16 protein-coding genes are annotated in these 19,612 nt (G+C 74.0%); 3 read left to right on the plus strand and 13 right to left on the minus strand.

Going from position 1 to position 19,612, the window contains the following annotated elements; genetic code table 11:
* Positions 1-39: 39 nt before the first annotated feature.
* Together AB0M46_RS29650 and AB0M46_RS29655 are read left to right on the plus strand one after the other, a co-directional pair.
* A complete protein-coding gene (locus tag AB0M46_RS29650) occupies positions 40-702 on the plus strand; it encodes a Clp protease N-terminal domain-containing protein (protein ID WP_363341218.1) in 663 nt (220 codons plus the stop codon).
* Positions 699-1,649, plus strand: coding sequence for an asparaginase (locus AB0M46_RS29655; protein WP_363341220.1), 951 nt, complete (start codon positions 699-701; stop codon positions 1,647-1,649). The genes AB0M46_RS29650 and AB0M46_RS29655 overlap by 4 nt, the downstream gene beginning before the upstream one ends.
* 277 nt (positions 1,650-1,926) lie before the next feature.
* On the opposite strand, the gene AB0M46_RS29660 is transcribed toward AB0M46_RS29655, so the two are convergent.
* The 13 genes from AB0M46_RS29660 to AB0M46_RS29720 form a co-directional block, all read right to left on the minus strand.
* Complete coding sequence (locus AB0M46_RS29660) at positions 1,927-2,052, minus strand: hypothetical protein (protein ID WP_363341221.1); 126 nt, start codon at positions 2,050-2,052, stop codon at positions 1,927-1,929.
* Between the two features lie 37 nt (positions 2,053-2,089).
* Positions 2,090-3,298, minus strand: a complete 1,209-nt coding sequence (locus AB0M46_RS29665; RefSeq protein WP_363341223.1) for a HAMP domain-containing sensor histidine kinase — start codon at positions 3,296-3,298, stop codon at positions 2,090-2,092.
* Positions 3,295-3,960: a response regulator transcription factor gene (locus AB0M46_RS29670; RefSeq protein WP_363341225.1), complete on the minus strand. Its 666-nt coding sequence runs from the start codon at positions 3,958-3,960 to the stop codon at positions 3,295-3,297. Before AB0M46_RS29670 ends, AB0M46_RS29665 begins: the two co-directional genes overlap by 4 nt.
* Positions 3,961-4,091: 131 nt before the next feature.
* On the minus strand, positions 4,092-5,489 hold the full coding sequence (locus AB0M46_RS29675; protein WP_363341227.1) for a hypothetical protein: 1,398 nt from the start codon (positions 5,487-5,489) through the stop codon (positions 4,092-4,094).
* 1,035 nt (positions 5,490-6,524) lie between these two features.
* Positions 6,525-7,916, minus strand: coding sequence for a PQQ-binding-like beta-propeller repeat protein (locus AB0M46_RS29680; protein ID WP_363341229.1), 1,392 nt, complete (start codon positions 7,914-7,916; stop codon positions 6,525-6,527).
* Positions 7,913-9,292: a PQQ-binding-like beta-propeller repeat protein gene (locus AB0M46_RS29685; RefSeq protein WP_363341231.1), complete on the minus strand. Its 1,380-nt coding sequence runs from the start codon at positions 9,290-9,292 to the stop codon at positions 7,913-7,915. Before AB0M46_RS29685 ends, AB0M46_RS29680 begins: the two co-directional genes overlap by 4 nt.
* Before the next feature lie 65 nt (positions 9,293-9,357).
* A complete protein-coding gene (locus AB0M46_RS29690; protein ID WP_363341233.1) occupies positions 9,358-10,656 on the minus strand; it encodes a PQQ-binding-like beta-propeller repeat protein in 1,299 nt (432 codons plus the stop codon).
* Between the two features lie 170 nt (positions 10,657-10,826).
* On the minus strand, positions 10,827-12,794 hold the full coding sequence (gene dxs / locus AB0M46_RS29695; protein ID WP_363341235.1) for a 1-deoxy-D-xylulose-5-phosphate synthase: 1,968 nt from the start codon (positions 12,792-12,794) through the stop codon (positions 10,827-10,829).
* A gap of 290 nt (positions 12,795-13,084) precedes the next feature.
* A complete protein-coding gene (locus AB0M46_RS29700; protein WP_363341237.1) occupies positions 13,085-14,107 on the minus strand; it encodes a hypothetical protein in 1,023 nt (340 codons plus the stop codon).
* A 93-nt stretch (positions 14,108-14,200) separates the two neighbouring features.
* Positions 14,201-14,554 carry a hypothetical protein gene (locus tag AB0M46_RS29705; RefSeq protein WP_363341239.1) on the minus strand — a complete coding sequence of 118 codons (354 nt, stop codon included), beginning with the start codon at positions 14,552-14,554 and terminating at the stop codon, positions 14,201-14,203.
* A gap of 170 nt (positions 14,555-14,724) precedes the next feature.
* Positions 14,725-15,462 (minus strand): type I 3-dehydroquinate dehydratase, encoded by a 738-nt coding sequence (locus AB0M46_RS29710; RefSeq protein ID WP_363341241.1) that lies wholly within the window; start codon positions 15,460-15,462, stop codon positions 14,725-14,727.
* Positions 15,463-15,618: 156 nt separating this feature from the next.
* A complete protein-coding gene (locus AB0M46_RS29715; protein WP_363341243.1) occupies positions 15,619-16,848 on the minus strand; it encodes a TRAM domain-containing protein in 1,230 nt (409 codons plus the stop codon).
* The gene (locus tag AB0M46_RS29720; protein WP_363341245.1) at positions 16,845-18,848 is read right to left on the minus strand and encodes an APC family permease; all 2,004 of its coding nucleotides are present in this window, start codon (positions 18,846-18,848) and stop codon (positions 16,845-16,847) included. The genes AB0M46_RS29715 and AB0M46_RS29720 overlap by 4 nt, the downstream gene beginning before the upstream one ends.
* A 98-nt stretch (positions 18,849-18,946) precedes the next feature.
* Here AB0M46_RS29720 and AB0M46_RS29725 point away from each other — a divergent pair, with 98 nt between their 5' ends.
* Complete coding sequence (locus AB0M46_RS29725; protein WP_363341247.1) at positions 18,947-19,612, plus strand: TrkA family potassium uptake protein; 666 nt, start codon at positions 18,947-18,949, stop codon at positions 19,610-19,612.

A 19,612-nucleotide genomic window follows, 5' to 3' on the forward strand; every position in this document is an offset into this window, starting at 1 on the left:
GGGTAGACGGCATAACCCCACTGGGGTTATAACGGGGGTATGCCGAAAATCAACGTGTACCTCCCGGACGAGCTGGCCGAGGCCGTCCGCGAGGCCGGCGTGCCCGTCTCGGCGATCTGCCAGCGGGCCCTGGAGCAGGCCGTGCGCCGGGTGACCGCGATGCGCGAGACCGTGCTCGGCGACCTCGACGACGCCACCCTCGCCGCCCGGCTGCCCGGCTTCACCGCCCGGGCCCGCACCGTCCTGCGCCTGGCCGCCGAGCGGGCCGCCCCCGCCAGCACGGTCGGCACCGGCCACCTGCTCGCCGGCCTCGTCGACGAGGGCAGCAACCTGGCCCTGCACGTGCTGCGGGCGCTCGAGATCGACCCCGCGGCCATCCCCGCCGCCGGCCCCGACCCGGACGGCACCACCGCGGCCGGCGCGCTCGAGCTGGCGGTGACCGAGGCGGCCGCGCTCGGCCACAACTACGTCGGCTGCGAGCACCTGCTGCTGGGCCTGGTCGCCGACCCCGACGGCGCGGCCGGCCAGGTCCTGCGCTCCCTCGGCGCCGAGATGCGCCTGACCCGCCGGGCGGTGGCGGCCGCGCTGGCCGGCTACGTGCACCTGCAGGCCAATACCCAGGGACAGGCGCAGGGCCCCGCCATGGCCGCGCTGCTCGAGCGCATCGAGCGGCTGGAGCGCCGGCTGGACGAGCGCGCGTGAAGGTCCTGCTGCTCGCCACCAAGGACACGATGGCGTACCGCCGCCGCCCCGCCGGCATCGCGAGCGGCGCCGAGCTGCTGGCGGCGGTCCCCGAGCGGCGGCGGGGCGCCAGCGTCGACGTGGAGGACGTCGCGGCCGAGCCGAGCTGGGACACCACCCCGGCCACGATGATCGGCCTGGCCCGCCGGGCCCGCACCGCGCTGCGCGAGGAGGGCTACGCCGGCGTGGTCATCACCCACGGCCTGGACACACTGGAGGAGACGGCCTACCTCTGCGACCTGTACTGCCCCGGCCCGGTCGTGCTGACCGGCGCCGTCCGCCCGCTGGACGCCCTGTCCAGCGACGGCCCGCGCAACCTGTCCGCGGCCCTCACCGCCGCGGCCGACCCGGCGCTGACCGGCGCCGGGGCGGTGGTCTGCCTCAACGACGAGCTGCACGCGGCCCGCTGGGCGACCCTGGCCGACGCGGCGGGCGTGGCCGCGTTCAGCTCCGCCCCGCACCCGCCGCTGGGCCGGGTGGCCGGGCCGGCCGTGGAGCTGCTCGCCCCCGCGCCGCCCCGCCCACCGGCCCCGCGCGGGGAGCCCGAGGCCGAGGTGGCGCTGATCAAGACGTACCCGGGCATGGACGGCACCCTGCTGACCGCCGTCACCGACGCCGGCGCCCGGGGCGTGGTTCTGGAGGGCACCGGGATGTTCAACGTGCCGGCGTCGCTGCTGGCCGCGATCAGCGACCTCGTCGAGTGGGACATCCCGGTCGTGGTCGCCTCCCGCGCCCGGGCCCGCCCGGTGGACCTCGACGCGCTGCCGATGGGCGTCGCGCTGGCCGGCACGGTGGGCGCGATCGGCGCCGGCACGCTGAGCGCGGCCAAGGCCCGGATCGCCCTGATGGTGGCGCTCGGCGGGGGCGGCGGGGTCGAGGCGGCCCGGACGTACTTCGCGGCGCTCTAGGGGTTCCACGGCGGCCCCGTGACCGTCGGTAACGCGACGTATCAGACGGATGCCTAACGCTGTGTGATATAGACACTAGCAACGGAGGCGCCGCGGCGGCTTCGCACGGTACGTAGAGGGGGGATAACTCTACGTACCGTGAGCGAACCGCCGGGGTGCGCCGCCCCCGGCGATTACGGTGCGCACACGCGACGGGCGGTAGACAGTGCACGTGACGGCGCTGCGGATCGAGTTCGTCCAGGGCGGGGCGGTCCGGACGGCCCTGACGGTGCGCCGGTCAGGCGCGGTGCCGGCCGGACCCGTGCTTGACGGCGTACATCGCCTCGCCGGCGTTGCGCAGGACGGCGCCGGGCCGCTCGCCGGGCCCGGCCAAATACACGCCGACGCCGGCCCCGATGCGCACCTCGTGGCCGTCGATCTCGAAGGACGCGCCGACCGCGCTATCGAGCCGCCTGCCGCACCGAAGCGGTACCGCTCAACACCGGCGTGATCGCCGCCGCCGGAAGGGACACCGTCACCTCGAGGCCCCCGCCGTCGAGGGCGACCGCGCTGACCCCGCCGCCGTGCGCCTCACACACCGCCCGGACGATCGACAGCCCCAGCCCGGTGCCGCGCGCCCCCGTCCGCTCCCGCCCGCCCCGCCGGAACGGCTCGAACAGCGCCGGCAGGTCGGTCGGCTCCACCTCGAAGCCGGTGTTGCCGACCACGAGCCAGGCGAGGGTGTCGTCGGTGCCGGTGCGCACCCAGATGCGCCCGGCCAGGTGGTTGTACCGCACCGCGTTCTCGATGAGGTTGCCCGCGAGGCGTTCCAGGAGGCCCGGATCGCCGACGACGGTCGCGGGCGAGAGGTCGGTGCTCACGTCGAGGTTGAGCCGCTGCACCTCCTTGCCCATCGCCGACAGGGCGACGGTGACCCCGGTGGCGAGGTCGGCGCTCACCTTGCGGCCCAGCCGGCGGCCGGCCTGGGCCTCGGTGCGGGCCAGCAGGAGCAGCGACTCGACCAGCGCATTGGCCCGCATCGAGGCGTCGCGCACGACCGTGGCCATTCTGCGGTACTCCTCGACGTCGGCCTCCGGATCGGCCATCGTCACGTCGACCTCGGTCCGCATCACCGCCAGCGGCGTGCGCAGCTCGTGCGAGGCGTTGGCCACGAACCGTTTCTGCGTCTCGAAGCCCGACGCGATCCGGTCCAGCATCGCGTCGAAGGTCTTGGCCAGCTCCGACACCTCGTCGTCGGCGCCGTCGTAGTTGATGCGGGCGTCGAGGGACTCGCCCGAGAGCCGCTGGGCGGTGGTGGTGACCCGCTGCAGGGGGCGCAGGGCCCGGCCGGCCACCACGTACGCGCCGGCCACGCCGACGGCTCCGATGAGCAGCAGGGCCAGGCTGCCCCGGGTGAGCAGCTCCCACTCGGCCGAGTCGACCAGCTCGTCCTGCCAGGTCTGCGCGTCGATCTCGGAGCCGTTCTCCAGCACGACGCGGGTGCCCGGCTGGAGCTGGTCGGCGGGCTTGAGCGCGCCGTCGACCAGCAGGTACGCCAGCACGACGAGCACCAGGCCGGCGCCGACGAGCAGGATGCCGTTGAGGAGGGTGAGCCGCAGCCGGAGGGTGGGCCGGAAGACCGCGGTACGGCGGGCGTCGTAAATGGTCATTGCGGTAGCCGGGTCCGGTAGCCGGCGCCGACGACGGTCTCGATGAGCGCCGGCTCGCCGAGCTTCTTACGCAGGGTCATCATGGTCACCCGCACGGTGGTGGTGAACGGGTCGGCGTTGGCGTCCCAGACCCGCTCCAGCAGCTCCTCGCTGGAGACCACGGCGCCGCGGGCCTTGAGCAGCTCCTCCAGCAGCCCGAACTCCTTGCGGGTGAGGTCCAGCGGCTGCCCGGCGCGGGTGGCCACCCGCTTGGCCTGGTCGAGCACGAGGTCGCCGATGGTGAGCACCGGCGGCGCGGCCGGCGTGGCCCGGCGGCCCAGCGCCTGGACGCGGGCGACGAGCTCGTCGAAGGCGAAGGGCTTGGGCAGGTAGTCGTCGGCCCCGATCTGCAGGCCCTCGACCCGGTCGGCGACGCTGCCGCTGGCGGTCAGCATGAGCACCCGGGTCAGCGCGCCCGAGGCGACCAGGTCGGCGCAGATATCGTCGCCGTGGATGCCGGGCAGGTCCCGGTCGAGCACCACGACGTCGTACCGGGTGATCATGGCCATCTCGTGTCCGCTCGTGCCGTCGTAGGCGACGTCGACCGCCATGCCCTGCCGGCGCAGCCCCCGGACGATCGCGTCGGCGAGATTGGTCTCGTCCTCGATCACCAGCACGCGCACGCCTTTCACCCCCAGCCGATCCGGGCCAGTCTCCGGCAGGAGACGTGAAGTTCCCGTGAGCCAATGTAGCCAGCCCGGCAACCGCCACAAGCGCACCGAGTCGCCGCCGGCCAGGCAGGACCTTCCTGCGATCAGGCGGGCAGCCTCAGCAGGACGACCTCGTCCTGCGAGGTCCGGCACGCGATGAGGTCGCCGTCCAGCTCGCACCCGACGAGCCGGGCGTCGACGGTCACCAGCGGGGCAACGCCCGGCCCGGCCCGGAACCCGAGCAGCGTCCCGTCGCCCGAGGCGGTGCCCAGCAGCATCCGCCGCCCGTTCGCGCCCGGCTCGTGGGAGCCCGTCGCTGCCGGGGTTGTTGCCGCCGTACCGCTGACCGGCCCGTCCACGCCGAGCAGCTCCCAGTCGCCGAGCCGCACCACCGTCGCTCCGGTGGACGGGTCCAGCAGCGCGACCGGTCGCGCCCCGGCGGCGGCCAGCAGCCCGCCCGGCACCGCGGCCAGGTCGGAGCGGCCGCCCGTGCTCCACAGCGCCGCGCCGTCGGCCGGGTCCAGCACCACGGTGCGCCGGCCGAGCACGCACAGCGCCCGGCCGCACGGGCGCACCGCGAAGCGGCTGCTCCCCGTGGACGCCGGGCCGGTGGGCACCCGCGCGCGCCAGGCCGGCGCCGAGTACTCCCCGCGCCGGTACGCGCTCAGCGCCGCCGACGTCCCGGCCCCGTCGAAGCTCACCAGGACCAGCAGCCCGCCGGCGGCCAGCATCAGGTCGCCGGGCGCGACCTGCAGCGACCCGGCGCGCGTGCGGGCCCCGGTGGCGAAGTCGGCGATGCTGACCTCGCCCTGCCGGTCGGCCAGCGCGGCCCACGCCGCCCCGTCCTCGGCCGAGTCGAGCGCGACCCGCGACCCCGCGTCGACGGGCACCTCCCACAGCGCCCGCCCGTCCGCGTCGAGGGCCTGCCAGCGCAGCACCCCGCCGATCGGCGCGTTGGCCGCGAGCGCCTCGCACCCGTCCGACCAGAGGCTGCGCAGGATCACCGTGCCGGGCACCGAGCCGGCGGTCCGCACCGGTACCCCGGAGGCGTGCCACCGCTCCCGCCCGGTCCGCAGGTCCAGCGCCACGGTCGTGCCGGTCACCCCGGACCGGCAGAGGTCGGGCCAGAGCACCACGACGCCCTGCGCCGCGGCGGCGTACGACAGCGTGGTCAGCCCCTCCGGCGTGTACGTCCACATCGCCGTGCCCCCACCGCCGTCGAAGGCGTCGACGGGCGTGGGCGCGCGGTCGTTCTCCAGCAGTAGCAGCACCCCGCCGACCAGGTGGAACGCGCCGTTGCGCAACGGCAGCCGGGCCACCTCCCGCGGGGCCGGCGGCATCGGCGCGGCCGACACGAGGCAAAGCACCAGCCCGAGCGCCAGCAGCAGCCCCCACCCGCGGGGCAGCCCCGCCGGGTCCCGGTCGGCGTCGATGGCGGGGGCGTCGCGGATCAGCCCCAGCTCGATCACGCCCCCGTCGGCGTGCGACGCGCTCGGCAGCACCCATCCATTGTGCTGAGCGAGCCGCCCTTGAGGCAGCCCTCGCACGTCCCCCGGAGACAACCCTGTGGGCGATTTGGGCGAAATATCGCCCGCACCTACTACCGATGGGACGGCAGAACCAACACTCGCCGCCCCTGGCCAGCGTGGAGGTGATCGTGACGGCGAGTGGCTGGCAGTTCGGTGGCTTGGCGCTCTGCACTGCCGATGAGTGCGTATTCGCTGCAATGCTCCGCCGGTGGCGCGTTGGGATGATGCGCAACCTTTCGCAGGCTTCGGCGGAATTGGCAGCCGGCCGGATGTGGCAGATGCAAGAACCGGCTGCGATACGCTGCCGATGAGCGCGAATGGCGGCCGATTGTGCGAAGCGTTGCCGCACTGGCGGGCCGGTGTGACGGCGGCGGTGGCGTTGGTGTGCGACGGCCCGCGCGGGCGCGTCCGGACTCTGCCGCGCCGTCCTTGCGGTCCGGTGGTGCGGGATCGGTGTGGTCGGCGATGACCTGGTCGGCGGGGTGTTCGGCCTGTTCGGGCGGTAGTGTCGGCGGGACCGGCGCGGGGGCCGGGTCGGGCCGCCGATCGTCGGCGGCGGTCACCGGCGGGACGCCACCACGGATGCGGCGTAGCTTCTCGGCATGCCTCCGAGCAAGGCCCCACGCTCGATGCCGCTCATGTTCCCGACGGAACTGCTCCCTTGCCGGACAATACCGCCGAGACCTGGTCCGGTCGCGCATGGCAGCCAATTCCGTGCGACTGAAGAATGACAGCTGCCCCATGTATTTATTATCCCCTAGGTCGCCCGGAATCACCGCCCCGGACGGTAACGACAATGTCAAATGGTGCACGCTCATGCCGCAGGCCGCGATCGCCGGCACGAGGTCCATCGCTACACTGAGTGATTGACGGTTCAAGAGTGCTGCCCGGCCGGGCCTGACCGACGACGCGGTCGACGGGTTCGGCAAACTCCGCCGCCACACCGACCGCCGCCTTCGCCCCAACCCATTGACGGTCACCCTAAGTCGTGGCGCGCCAGCGTCCGGCCTATCGGCCCGAAGACGGCAGGCGCCACAGGGTCATGTCGCCCATGATGCCGCAGGCGATCAGGGCCCCAGCGGTGACGCACTCCGGCCGCCCCGCCCACGTGTCCGCCCAGCCGAGGACCAGCACCCCGCCCGTCGCCGGGTCCAGCAGACCGACCGTCGTGCGCTTCGAGCCCTCAGCGCGGTGCCACACCACGAGCCGGTTGCCGACGGACTGCAGGTAATGCCAGCCGGGGATGGTGCGGCGCACGGCCCCGGTGCGCGCGTCGGCGACCCGCACGCCCGAGCCGGCGACGTTGTCGTCGTCGCCCATGGCGCCGAGGACGACGGCGTCCGGGCCCAGCTCCGAGATGCGGAAGTAGCCGTCGGCCCGCCAGCGGGTGCTGCCCGTGACGGGGTCCAGGACCGTGAACCCGGAGGATTCGACGCGCCAGGCCGGGCGGCCCGTGGCGGGCTCGTACGCGATGGCGCCTTGGCCCTCGTTCACGCACCAGTGCTCGGCGCCGCAGGAATGGATGCCCTGGGCTGGCGGGCCGGCCCGCAGGACGCGGCGGCCGGAGGCCAGGTCGTAGACGCCCGCGCTGCTGTCGGCCTCGCTCACCATCACCTGGCCGTGCCGGCGGCCCGAGTCGCCGATCTCGAAGTACATGACCGGGCCGGTGCGCTCGAGCCGGGCGGCGCCGGTCACCGCGCCGGTGCGCAGGTCGTAGAAGCGCAGCGCGCCATCGGGGTCGAGGACGCCGAGGGCCGTGGTGCGGTAGGGGTCGTCCGGGTCGCGGCCGAGCGAGGGCGCCGAGCCGGCCGGTACGAGGAGGGTCCACGCCTCCGCGCCGGTGCGTGGATCCACGGCGAAGAGGCGGCTCTCCTGCGGTACCGGCGGCGCACCATCGGGATCGGGGGCGTCGTCGCGCACTTGCAGCACGCTCGCGTCCATCAGCAGCAGGCGGCCGCCGCCCGCGCCGACCGCCACGACGCCCGCGCGCCGCCACAGCTCGGCGCCGGTGTGCGCGTCGCGGACGGTGATGCCGCCGTGCGTGAAGGGGTACGTGAGGCCGAGGACCACGACGCTCGCATCGGCGAAGTCGAGGCTTTCACCGTCGGCGAGCTCCACCGTCCAGCGCGGCGGGCCCTCGCCCGGGCGCGCCTCGAGCGTGTGGGCGCCCTCCCCGGCGTACCGCGTGACGAACAGCCACCCACCGGCCAGCGCCACCCTCTGCTCGCCCGGGCCGATGCGCAGCGCCGGGCCGTCCGCGGCCGATTCCTTTCCCGGCAGTACGGCGACCAGCACCGCCACCGCCGCCACCACGACGGCGCGGAGCCGCCCGGGCCGGCGGCGCGGCGGCGGGGTGTCCGGCGGCTCCCAGGAGGGCCCGACGACGCCGAGGTCGATCACGGGTTCCGCCAGACGTAGAGCATCCCGATCGCGAGGCAGGCGACCCGCCCGGTGGTGGCCAGGCACTGCGGGTTGCCGTAGAACTCGCCGGCCCGCCCGACCACGTCGACCGTGCCGTCGCCGGCGTCGAGCCGGCCGATCACCGCGGCGGTGTCGTCGATCGGGCGCCACACGAAGTACCCGGGCGAGCGCAGCCCGAAGGCCTCCCGCCCGCTGAGCAGCCAGCCGGTGCGCCGCCAGCGGGTCGCGCCGTCGCCCGCGGCGAACGCGGCCAGGTCGTCGGGCCGGAACTGGTCGACGACCTGCCGGTACATGAGCAGGTGCCGGTCGTCGGCGCCGAGCATCGCGAGGTACCCGTCGAGCCGCCACCGCGCGGCCCCGGTCCCGGCGTCCAGGACGTCGGTGCGCCGGTCGCCGAAGATGCAGTACCTCCCGGGCAGGCACGGATAGGGATCGTCGTAACCGTTGGTGCCCGCCCGGTGCCACAGCCGCCGCCCGGTGGCCCGGTCGTAGACGTCGGCCCCGCCCGCCCCCGCCGGCCACACGATCTCCTGCCCGGCCGCCCCCTGCGCGTGCCGCGCGACCGGGCCGGACAGCTGCAGGCGGTACGTCCGCGCGACCGCCCCGGTGCCCACGTCCCGGACCCGCAGCACGCCGTTGCCGTCGAGCTCGCTGAGCCCGCTCACCTGCCGATAGTCGGTCCTGGCGACGCTGAGGACCGCGCCCGGCGGGGTGTCGGCCGTCCACACCGCCCGCCCGCTGTCCTCGGCCAGCCCGACGTGCCGCTCGTGGTGCGGCAGCTGCGGCAGGGCGACCCCGGCGTCGTCGGGCGAGCCGAAGCTGGTGTCGAACCCCCGCCCCTCCGTCGGCCACGCGATGTCCTCGGCAATCACGAGCCCGCCGGCCAGCCCGACGATCCGGGTCGCGGCCCGCGTCCACCGCACCGCCCCCGTGGCCGCGTCGAGGGCGGTCAGCTGTCCGTCGTACGCCTCGTCGTCGGCCCGCTCGGCCTGGATCAGCACGATCCGGTCGGTGACGGCCACGATCTCCTCGCCGGCCCCCTGGCCCCGGTGCCACAGCACGGCCCCGTCGCGCGCGGCGAGGGTCTCGATGACCGGCTGACCGCCCGCCTGGTACCGCGTCAGCACGAACCGCCCGCCACCGGCCAGCACCTGCACCACCTGGAAGTCCACCGTGTACAGCGGATCGAGGCCCCGGCTCGGGCCGGCCGCGCTCAGCAACCCGCCGGCCAGGGCGAGCACGGCCACGGCCGCGAGCCACCGCAGGCGGCGCCGGATCCGCCGGGCGGCGCGGAGGGACGGCCCGGGCGGCTCCCACGGCGCGCCGATGTCCAGCTCGATGATCGCGTCCGGCACGGTCCCCCCTTCCGCCCGAAGAGAGTCCCACGCCCGTCCCCCGGTTCCCACCCCGCGCCCCCCTTTCACGGGAGTCGCCAGACGTACACCACGCCGAACGCCAGGCAGGCCACCCGATCGGCCGTGGCCGCGCACTGCGGGCTGCCGGAGAACCTCTCGGCCCGCCCGATCGCGCGCACCTGCCCGGTCCGCGGATCGAGCCGGCCGACGACGGCCGCGGCGCCGCTCGCCGGCCGCCAGACGAGGTACTCCGCCGAGGGCGGCGCACCGGCGACGTCCACGGCGAGCAGCCAGCCGGTCCGCCGCCAGCGCAGCGCGCCGGTTGAGGCGTCGAACGCCGCCAGGTCGTCGGGCCGGAACTCGTCTGTCACCTGGCGATACATGATCATCTGTCGGTCGTCGGCGCCGAGCAGGGCGGAGTACCCGCCGGCCCGCCAGCGCCGCTCCCCCGTGCCGGCGTCGAGCACGTCGGTGCCGCCGGCGCCGAAGACGCAGTACCGCCCGGGCAGGCACGGATTGAGCCGGGGATACCCGGCGCCCGGCCCCGGCCAGCCCCACAGCCGGCGCCCGGAGGCCCGGTCGTACACCTCGGTCCCCGCCGCCCCGGCCGGCCACACGAGCTCCTGCCCCGCCGCGCCCGCCGCGTGCTGCCCCACCGCGCCGGACCACTGCAGCCGGAACGTCGCGGCGACCGCGCCCGTGCGCACGTCCCGCACCCGCAGCACGCCGGCCCCGTCGAGCTCGCTGAGCTGGCGCACCTGCGCGTGCCGGGCCGCCGCCAGGCTGGTCACCACCCCGGGCGGCGCGTCGGCCGACCAGATCACCCGCCCGCTGCCCTCGTCGAGCGCGACCCGCCGCTCGCCGCCCCCGGGCCGGTCCATGTCCTCGGCGAGGATCAGCCCCGGCGCCAGCCCGTCGATGCGCGCCTTGGCCCGCGTCCAGCGCGGCTGCCCGCTGGTGGCATCCAGCGCCGTGATCTCGCCGGTGTACTCCAGGTTGTCCTCGGTCCGCTCCGCCTGGACCACCACGGTCCGGTCGGTGACCGCCATGATCGACTCGCCGGGCCCCGCCGGCCACCGCCACAGCAGCGCCCCGCCGCGCGCGTCGAGCGCCTCGATCGCGCTCTGCCCGGCCTGCAGGCGCGCCAGGACGAACCGCCCGCCGCCGGCCATGACCTGCAGCACCTGGAAGCCGGCGGTGTACACGGGCGCGAGCTCCGGCGGCGTCCCGCTGCCGGCGCACAGCCCCGCGATGACGGCGAGCACGGCGACGAACGCCACCCACCGCCGGCGCCACGGGCGCTTCCGCGGCTCGGGCGGCTCCCACGGCGCGCTGATGTCGAGCTCGATGATCGCGTCCGGCACGGTGCCCTCTCTTCGCCAGAAGAGAGTCCCACGCGACACTCCCGCGTGCCCACGTACAGCCGTATGTCGATACGTCGGGCGCCGAGACTCAGCGGCGCGCTACGCCCACCCGGCCCGGGCGAGAGCCGGCAAGGGCCGCCGTCGCGGGACGGCGGCCCTTGGCAACCGGCTCAGCGGCGCGGCGCACGCGCCCGGACGGGCGGGGCCGACGTCAGCGGCGCCGGCTCCTCGATCCGGCTCACCCACTCGGTGACCTGCCGTGCCACGTCCTGCGCGGTCAGCCCCAGCTCGGCGAGGATCTCGTTGCGCGACCCGTGCGGGTGAAATCCCTGCGCCACCCCCAGGTCCCGCAGCGGCACCCAGACGTCGGCGTCCCGCAGCGACTTGGCGATCGCGTCGCCCACGCCGCCGGTGCGCACCCCGTCCTCGAGGGTGACGACGAGCCGGTGCTCGCGGGCGAGGGCGACGATCTCGACGGGCACCGGGCGGACCCAGCGCGGGTCGACGACGGTCACGCCGTAGCCCTGCTCGGCCAGCCGCGCCGCGACCTCCACGGCCATGTGGGCGAAGGCGCCGACGCTCACCAGCAGCACGTCCTTGCGCTCGTCCTCGGCCAGCACGTCGACGCCGCCGAAGCCGTCCACGCCGCCGACGCGGCGCAGCGCCGGGAGGTCGGCCGGGACCGAGCCGGTCGGGAAGCGCAGGATGGTTGGGCCGTCCTCGATGCCGATGGCCTCGCGCAGCTCCTCCCGGACGGTCTGGGCGTCGCGCGGGGCGGCCAGGCGCAGGCCCGGCACGACGCCGAACACCGACATGTCCCAGATGCCGTAGTGCGAGGGGCCGTCGGGGCCGGTGATGCCGGCGCGGTCGAGCACGAAGGTGACCGGGAGCTTGTGCATGGCCACGTCGAGCAGGACCTGGTCGAAGGCGCGGTTGAGGAACGTGGCGTAGACGGCGACGACCGGGTGCAGGCCGCCGATCGCCAGGCCCGCGGCCGAGGTGGCGGCGTGCTGCTCGGCGATGCCCACGTCGTAGGCGCGCTCGGGATACTTGCGCATGAGCTTGGCGATGCCGGTCGGCTCGGCCATCGCGGCGGTGATGCCGACGACGTCGGCCCGCTCGTCGGCGATGGCGACGAGCTCGTCGGCGAAGACGCCGGTCCACTTGACCGAGGCGGGGGCCAGCAGCTTGCCGGTCTCGATGTCGAAGGCGCTGCTCGGGCCGTGCAGGCAGTCGGCCTCGTCCTCCATGGCGGGGCGGTAGCCGAAGCCCTTGCGGGTCACCGCGTGCACGATCACCGGGCCGCCGAAGCCCTTGGCCTTGCGCAGCGCGGACTCGACGGCCTCGCGGTCGTGGCCGTCGACCGGGCCGACGTACTTGATGCCGAGGTCCTCGAACATCGCCTGGGGCGCGACGGCGTCCTTGATGCCCTTCTTGACGGCGTGCAGCACCTCGTAGAGGGGCGCGCCGACCAGCGGGGTCCGGCCGAGGGAGTCCTTGACCAGGTCGAGGACCTTCTCGTAGCCGGGGTTCAGGCGGAGGTTGGACAGGTGGTCGGCCAGGCCGCCGATGGTCGGCGAGTAGGACCGGCCGTTGTCGTTGACGACGATGACCAGCGGGTTCTTGGCGGCGGCGATGTTGTTCAGCGCCTCCCAGCACATGCCGCCGGTGAGCGCGCCGTCGCCGACGACGGCCACGACGTGACGGGGCTCGCCGCGCAGCGCGAAGGCCTTGGACAGGCCGTCGGCATACGACAGCGCGGTCGAGGCGTGCGAGTTCTCGATGATGTCGTGCTCGCTCTCGGCCTGGCTCGGGTAGCCGGTGAGCCCGCCGCGGCGGCGCAGGAGGTCGAAGCCGTCCTGGCGGCCGGTGACGATCTTGTGCACGTACGCCTGGTGGCCGGTGTCGAAGAGGATCCGATCCTTCGGCGAGTCGAAGACGCGGTGCAGTGCGAGGGTCAGCTCGACGACGCCGAGGTTCGGACCCAGATGGCCGCCGGTGCGCGAGACCTTCGCGATGAGGAAGTCGCGGATCTCCGCGGCGAGCACGTCAAGCTGCGCGGCGGTCAGTCGACGAAGATCACCCGGGGCCTGGACCGTGCTCAGCAGGGACGCGGCCTCGTTCTCTTCTGCGCTCATGAGCGCCGAGTCTAGTGGGGTCGCGCAGTGACGTACCTTGCCCGGACGAATCTTGACAGGTTCCACACATACCTGCGACGCAGTGTTACGCGCGCCCCTCCACGACCGCTACGGCGAGCTATCGCGGCGTCCCTGTCCTGCCCGAACGCGGCCGGCGCGGTGCTTGCAGGCGTAGCCCGCGACCCCACCCCGCGGGTGAGCGACCCGTCCTCGGCGGCGCCCGTGGGCGTGGCCGAGGATTCGGGGCGAAGGGCGGTACGGGGCAAGCCGCACCCGCACCGCCCGGTTGGTCAGCGCACGCCGGCCTCGCGGGCCAGGGTGGCCGTGTCCAGCGGCTCGTAGCGCCCGCGCATGTCGGCGTAGGCGGTGACCACGAGCACGTCGGTGAACGTCCGCGTGGCCGTGCTGAACAGCAGGGTCAGCACCTGCCGGGCCACCGCCACGGAGATCGACACCGTCGCGAACACCGGCGCGCCGTCGTCGCCCACCGTGGTCGGCTGGGTCGCGCTCCCGGACGCCACCTCGACGATCGTGCCGATGACGTACGCCACGACGCCGGACAGGATCGCGATGCCGGCGATGGTCGCGACCCGGGCGAGGGAGCTGCCGAAGTCGCGGTGGAAGAGCTGGAAGCAGCGGGAGATCGCCGACCCGCCCCGCTCGAAGGCGACGACCGCCGGCAGGATCATGAACACCGCCCAGAAGTACAGCGCCGGCAGTAAGCAGGCGCAGATCCCGACGCCGATGATCAGGCCGGCCAGGAACTGCCAGCCGATGAGCGGCAGGAACCGCCGGCCGGCCAGGCCCAGGGCGGCCCCCAGCCGCACCGGCACGCCGGCGGCGACCGACACCACGACATGATTCACCGCGACCGCGACGACGGCCTGCACCATGATCGCGAGCAGGGCGAGGCCCAAGGCCCGCAACATCCCGCTCCACATGCCGGACATGTCGATCGTGCCGGACCGCTGGTTGGCGTTGAAGTCGGTGATGAAGTCGTTGAGGGCGCCGTAGGCCCAGATGGCCTCGGGAATGGCCACGGCCAGGCCCGCGACGAGGCCGACGAGCTGCACCAGCACGAGCGGCTTCCACCCGGCCTTGAAGATCTGGGTGCTGCGCCGCCACCAGCCGGCGTAGTCGGGGCTGACCATCGGGTCGTACGGGGGCGGCGGCCCGAAGCCGGCGCCGGGCGCGGCCTGGTACACCACATAGGACTGCGCGGGGTCGTACGCCACCCCCTGCGGCACGTCGGGCACCTCGGGCCGCAGGGGTGGCGGCTCCTCCGGTCCGGGGTTCGTCCAGGGGTGGCTCATGTTTCCTCCGTATCGCGGACGCGCGCTGCGGCCGACACAGAAGATAGAAGCAACCCGCCAGCCCCGCTGCCCGGCCCCATCGACCGGGCCCACTCAGCGCAGCGTCGGCGCCGGCACCATGTTGGAGTAGACGATGGAGAGCACCAGGCCGGCCGCCCACAGCCCCGCGGCCCACCAGACGGTCGCCTTGCCGGTCGCGGCCGGCTCCCGCCCGCGCAGCATCTGGATCGCCAGCGCCGACGCGGCCACCATCAGCGCCACCCCGATGCCCCAGACGGTCCAGGCGGCCGGGCTGCGGTCCACCTTGAGCCGGCCGAGCCCGAGCACGGCCCGCCCGATGGCGAAGACGAACGGGATCGTGAACACCACGACGGTCTGGGCGATGGTGCGCCGCAGCGCCCGCATCGGGTCGCGGCGGGGCCGCTCGTCCTCATCCGGCCCGCTCACGCCGCCACCTCCGCTCCGCTCCGGCGCCGACGCGACAAACTGAGCCCATGTGGTGAGCGGCCCCTCCGCTCCGCTCCGGACCGCTCACGCCGCCGCCTCCGCTTCGCTCCGGCGCCGACGCGACAAACTGAGCCCATGGTGAGCGGCCCCTCCGCTCCGCTCCGGACCGCTCACGCGTCGCCGTCCGCGGCCCGCCGCGCGGCGTACCCGGGCGAGAAGGTCTCCAGGAGCCGCACCGTCTCGGCGAAGGGCAGCTGGCCCGGGGCCGGCCGCCCGCCGATGGCCGAGTAGGTGATCCGGGAGCCGAGCAGCGGGAAGAAGACGCGCGACCCCGCCCCCTCGGCGCCCATGCCAATGACGATCATGGAGTCGTACCGCAGGAGCAGCCCGGCCAGCACCCGAAGGTCCTCCGGCCCGCGCGCCATCGTGCTGATCTTGACGACGTCGGCCCCCGCGGCCACGGCCGCCTCGACCGTCGCCCGCAGCGCCGCCTCGTCCGGGGTGGCCTCGAAGTCGTGGTACGACACGATGACCGGCCGGTCGGCGGCCCGCGCCGCGGCCACCACGCCGGGCAGGATCCCCGCCGAGGACAGCTCGACGTCGACCGCGTCGACCTCCGGGATCACCGCCTCGAAGAGCGCCAGCCGCTCGGCGTCGTCGCCCGGCCAGTAGCCGCCCTCGGCCTTGGACCGGATGGTGGCCAGGGTGGGCAGGCCGGCCGCCCGGAACGCCGCGGCCGCGCGGCGCACGTCGCCGGGCGCATAGCTGCGGTACCAGTCGATGCGCAGCTCGGCCAGGTCGACCCCGAGCGCGCGGGCCCGCGCCGCATCTCCTTCGGCGTCGTCGTCGCCGAAGCTGACCGCGACCAGCGGCGCCCCGCCGGCCAGCCGCTCCCGCAGCGTCGCCATGCACTCACCCAGCCTTTCCGACAGGGGGAGTCTACGGCCCGCACACGGCCCGGTACCGGCCGCCCGGCCAGGGCACCGGCACGGTGAAATTCGGCTGCCCGCCTCCCGCGCCCCGGCGCACCCTGGCCCAATGACACGCTTCGAGCTGCGCGCGGCTTATCGGGTCCGGGCCTGAAGGCCGGTGGGCGAGAGCAGGCCGATGGTCTCGAAGTGCTGGGTCATCGGGAAGCTGTCGAAGGCCCGCACCGCCGTCAGCGCGTAGCCGTGCTCGGCGAAGGTCCGCACATCCCGCGCGAACGCCGCCGGGTCGCAGGCCACGTAGGCCACCGCGCGGGGCGAGCGGGCCGCGATCGCCTCCACCACAGAGCGGCCGGCCCCGGAGCGGGGCGGGTCCAGCACCACGAGGTCGACCGAGCGCCACCGCGGGTTGGCCAGCGCCTGGGCCACGTCCGCCCGGGTGAAGGCGACGTTGCGCAGGTCGCGCAGCGCCCGCCGGCCGGCCGCCACCGCACGGGCGTCGGCCTCCACCACGGTGACCGGGCCGCAGTGCGGGGCGAGGGCGGCGGCGAAGACGCCGGCGCCGCCGTACAGGTCCCAGGCCCGCTCCCCCGCGGCCGGGCGCAGCATCTGCAGGACCGCGCCGGTGAAGGCGTCGACGGCGTGCGGGTGCACCTGCCAGAAGCCGGTGGCGTCCAGCGACCACTCGCGGCCGGCGACGGACTCGCGGACCTGCTCGACGGCGCCGGTCGGGCGGCCGGTGCGCGACGCGCGGGCCACCACCGCCGTGTCGCCGGTGGAACTCGCCACCGCCTCGACGGCCGAGCCCGGGGGCCAGCGCCGGTCCAGGACGGGCAGGGACTGGATCGCCGGATGGGCAATGCGGCAGCGGTCGACGGGCACGATGTCGGCGGAGCGGTGGCGGTGGAAGCCGGCGCGGCCGTCGGGGCCGGCCGTGTACTGCACCCGCGTGCGCCAGGACAACGGCCCGCCGGGCAGGGCTTCCACCACTGCCGACAGGTCCGAGAAGCCGTCGATGCCGGCGAAATCCTCGATGCCGCCCAGCCGGGTCAGCTGCTCGCGCAGGACCTGGGCCTTCAGCCGGCGCTGGGCCGGCCAGGCGACGTGCTGCCAGTCGCAGCCGCCGCAGGCGCCCGGGCCGGCGAAGGGGCAGGGCGGGATGACCCGGTCCGGCGAGGGCAGCAGGATCTCGATCGCGTCGGCGCGCAGGAAGCCCTTGGCCCGCTCGGTGATGCGGGCCACGACCCGCTCGCCGGGCAGGGCGTGGCGCACGAACACCACCTGGCCCTCGTGCCGGGCCACGCAGATGCCGCCGTGCGCGACCGCGCCGACCTCGAGCTCGAGGTCGGCGCCGACGGCGACGGTCATGACTCGGGGTTGGCGGCCGAGCGCGGGCCGCGCTTCGGGCCGCGGCTCAGGGTCGCGTCGAGCCGGTCGATGTCGACGTCGCCGATCGAGCTGAGCTGCCACGGGACGCTGGTCACCATCACGCCGGGCTCGAAGAGCAGCCGCCCCTTCAGCCGCAGGGCGCTCTGGTTGTGCAGCAGGTGCTCCCACCAGCGGCCGACCACGTACTCCGGGATGAACACGGTCACGACGTCGCGCGGCGAGTCCTGGCGCTTGGTGCGCACGAAGTCGAGGATCGGGCGGTTGATCTCGCGGTACGGGCTCTCGACCACGGTCAGCGGCACCGGGATGCCCCGCCGCTCCCACTCCTCCTGCAGCGCCCGGGTGTCGTGGTCGTCGACGTTGACGGTGAGCGCGGTCAGGCTGTCGGGCCGGGTGGCCTGGGCGTAGGCGACCGCGCGCATGGTCGGGCGGTGCACCTTGCTCACCAGCACGACGGCGTGGTTGCGGGCCGGCAGCACGGGCCGGTCCTCGCTCGGCGTCAGCTCGCGGGCCACGGTGTCGTAGTGCTTCTTGATGCCGACCATCAGGAAGTAGATGACGATCATCGCGATGATGGCGATGTACGCCCCGAGCAGGAACTTGGTGATGAGCACCACGATCAGCACGGCGCCGGTGAGCGTGAGACCGATCATGTTGATGGTGCGCGATTGGATCATCCGGTGGCGGGCCTGCTTGTCGCGGACGGTTCTCAGCAGGCGGTTCCAGTGGCGGATCATGCCGGCCTGGGAGAGCGTGAACGATACGAAGACGCCGACGATGTACAGCTGGATGAGCCGCGTCACTTCGCCGTTGAAGCCGACGATGAGCACCATGGCGGCCAGCGCCAGCAGGATGATCCCGTTGGAGAAGGCCAGCCGGTCGCCGCGGGTGTGCAGCTGGCGCGGCAGGTAGCGGTCCTGGGCCAGGATCGAGCCGAGCACCGGGAAGCCGTTGAACGCCGTGTTGGCCGCCAGGAACAGGATCAGGGCGGTGATGACCGCCACGACGTACAGCAGGATGGATCCCGCCCCGAACACGGTCTGGCCCAGCTGGGTGGTCACCGTCTTCTGCACGTAGTTGTGCGGGCCGCTCACGATCTGGCTGGGGTCCTCGACGAACTTCAGCCCGGTCTTGTTGGCCAGCAGGATGATGCCGAGCAGCATGGTGATCGAGATCGTGCCGAGCAGCAGCAGCGTGGTCGCCGCGTTCTTGCTCTTGGGCTCCTTGAAGGCCGGCACCCCGTTGGAGATGGCCTCGACGCCGGTCAGCGCCGCACAGCCCGACGAGAACGTCCGCAGCAGCAGGAACGCCATGGCCGCGCCGGTCATGTTCGTATGCTCGGCGTGGATGACCAGGTCGGCGCTGGGTGCCTTGAGATCCTGCCCCAGCACGAAGATCTTGAAGAAGCCGGTGAGGACCATCCCGATCATGACGATCATGAAGCCGTACGTCGGGATCGCGAACGCAGCCCCGGACTCCCGGATGCCGCGCAGGTTCATCGCGGTGAGCACGGCGATCGAAATGATGGAGATGGCCACCTTGTGCGTGGCGACCCAGGGCACGACCGAGCCGAGGTTCGCCACTCCGGAGGCGGTCGACACGGCCACGGTCAGCACGTAGTCGACCAGCAGCGCGCTGGCCACCGCCACGCCGAAGCGCGGGCCGAGATTGACCGTCGCCACCTCGTAGTCGCCGCCGCCGGACGGGTACGCATGGACGTTCTGCCGATAGCTCGCGACGACTGTGAGCATCACCACTGCGACCGCCAAACCGATCCACGGCGAGATCGTCAATGCCGAGGCACCCGCGATGGAGAGCGTCAGCAGGACCTCGTCGGGGGCGTAGGCGACCGACGACAGGGCGTCGGAGGCGAACACCGGCAGCGCGATGCGCTTGGGCAGCAGAGTGTGTTTGAGCCGGTCCGAGCGGAACGGCCGGCCCAGGAGCAGCCGCTTCATCAGGGAGGTGGAACTGGCCACGACGCCTAAGCGTACGGGCCGCGCCGCCTCCCGTTGCACCGGTCTGGGCCGCGCATGACATCCTCGTGTTTGAGTGCCGAGGACACGGAGGCGGGGACGTGCACGTTGTGATCATGGGCTGCGGGCGCGTGGGTTCCACGCTCGCGCTGAGTCTGGAGCAGCGCGGACATACGGTCGCCGTGGTCGACGTGGACGCCGATGCGTTCCGCCGGCTCGGCTCGGACTACCAGGGCACGACGGTGAACGGCGTCGGTTACGACCGCGAGGTCCTGCTGCAGGCCGGCATCGAGCGCGCGGACGCCTTCGCCGCCGTCTCCTCCGGCGACAACTCGAACATCATCTCCGCCCGGGTGGCCCGCGAGACCTTCGGCGTGACCCGGGTGGTGGCCCGCATCTACGACCCGAAGCGCGCGGAGGTCTACGAGCGTCTCGGCATTCCGACCGTGGCGACGGTGCGCTGGACGGCCGACCGGATGCTGCGCCACCTGGTCCCCGAGGGCAACGTCGAGGTCTGGCGCGACCCGACCAGCACCGTGTCCATCGTCGAGGTGCCCATGCACCCGGACTGGATCGGCCACACCGTCGGCCAGCTCGAGCAGCGCAGCGGCGCCCGCCTGGCCTACCTCATGCGCTTCGGCCTGGCGATGCTGCCGACCGAGTCCACCGTCTTCCAGGACGGCGACCTCGCGTTCATGCTGTTGACCGACGAGATGGCCGGCTCCGTGACAAAGGTCACCGGCTCGGCGCCCGAAGGGGGACACTGA

The sequence above is a fragment of the Dactylosporangium sp. NPDC051485 genome, assembly GCF_040682015.1.
Lineage (GTDB): Bacteria > Actinomycetota > Actinomycetes > Mycobacteriales > Micromonosporaceae > Dactylosporangium.

What these genes read in the sequence shown, in the direction of transcription:
- AB0M46_RS29700 (WP_363341237.1), bottom strand. Translation starts at nt 14,107, where the DNA reads ATGAGCCACCCCTGGACGAACCCCGGACCGGAGGAGCCGCCACCCCTG.
- AB0M46_RS29715 (WP_363341243.1), bottom strand. Translation starts at nt 16,848, where the DNA reads ATGACCGTCGCCGTCGGCGCCGACCTCGAGCTCGAGGTCGGCGCGGTC.
- AB0M46_RS29650 (WP_363341218.1), top strand. Translation starts at nt 40, where the DNA reads ATGCCGAAAATCAACGTGTACCTCCCGGACGAGCTGGCCGAGGCCGTC.
- AB0M46_RS29665 (WP_363341223.1), bottom strand. Translation starts at nt 3,298, where the DNA reads ATGACCATTTACGACGCCCGCCGTACCGCGGTCTTCCGGCCCACCCTC.
- dxs (WP_363341235.1), bottom strand. Translation starts at nt 12,794, where the DNA reads ATGAGCGCAGAAGAGAACGAGGCCGCGTCCCTGCTGAGCACGGTCCAG.
- AB0M46_RS29710 (WP_363341241.1), bottom strand. Translation starts at nt 15,462, where the DNA reads ATGGCGACGCTGCGGGAGCGGCTGGCCGGCGGGGCGCCGCTGGTCGCG.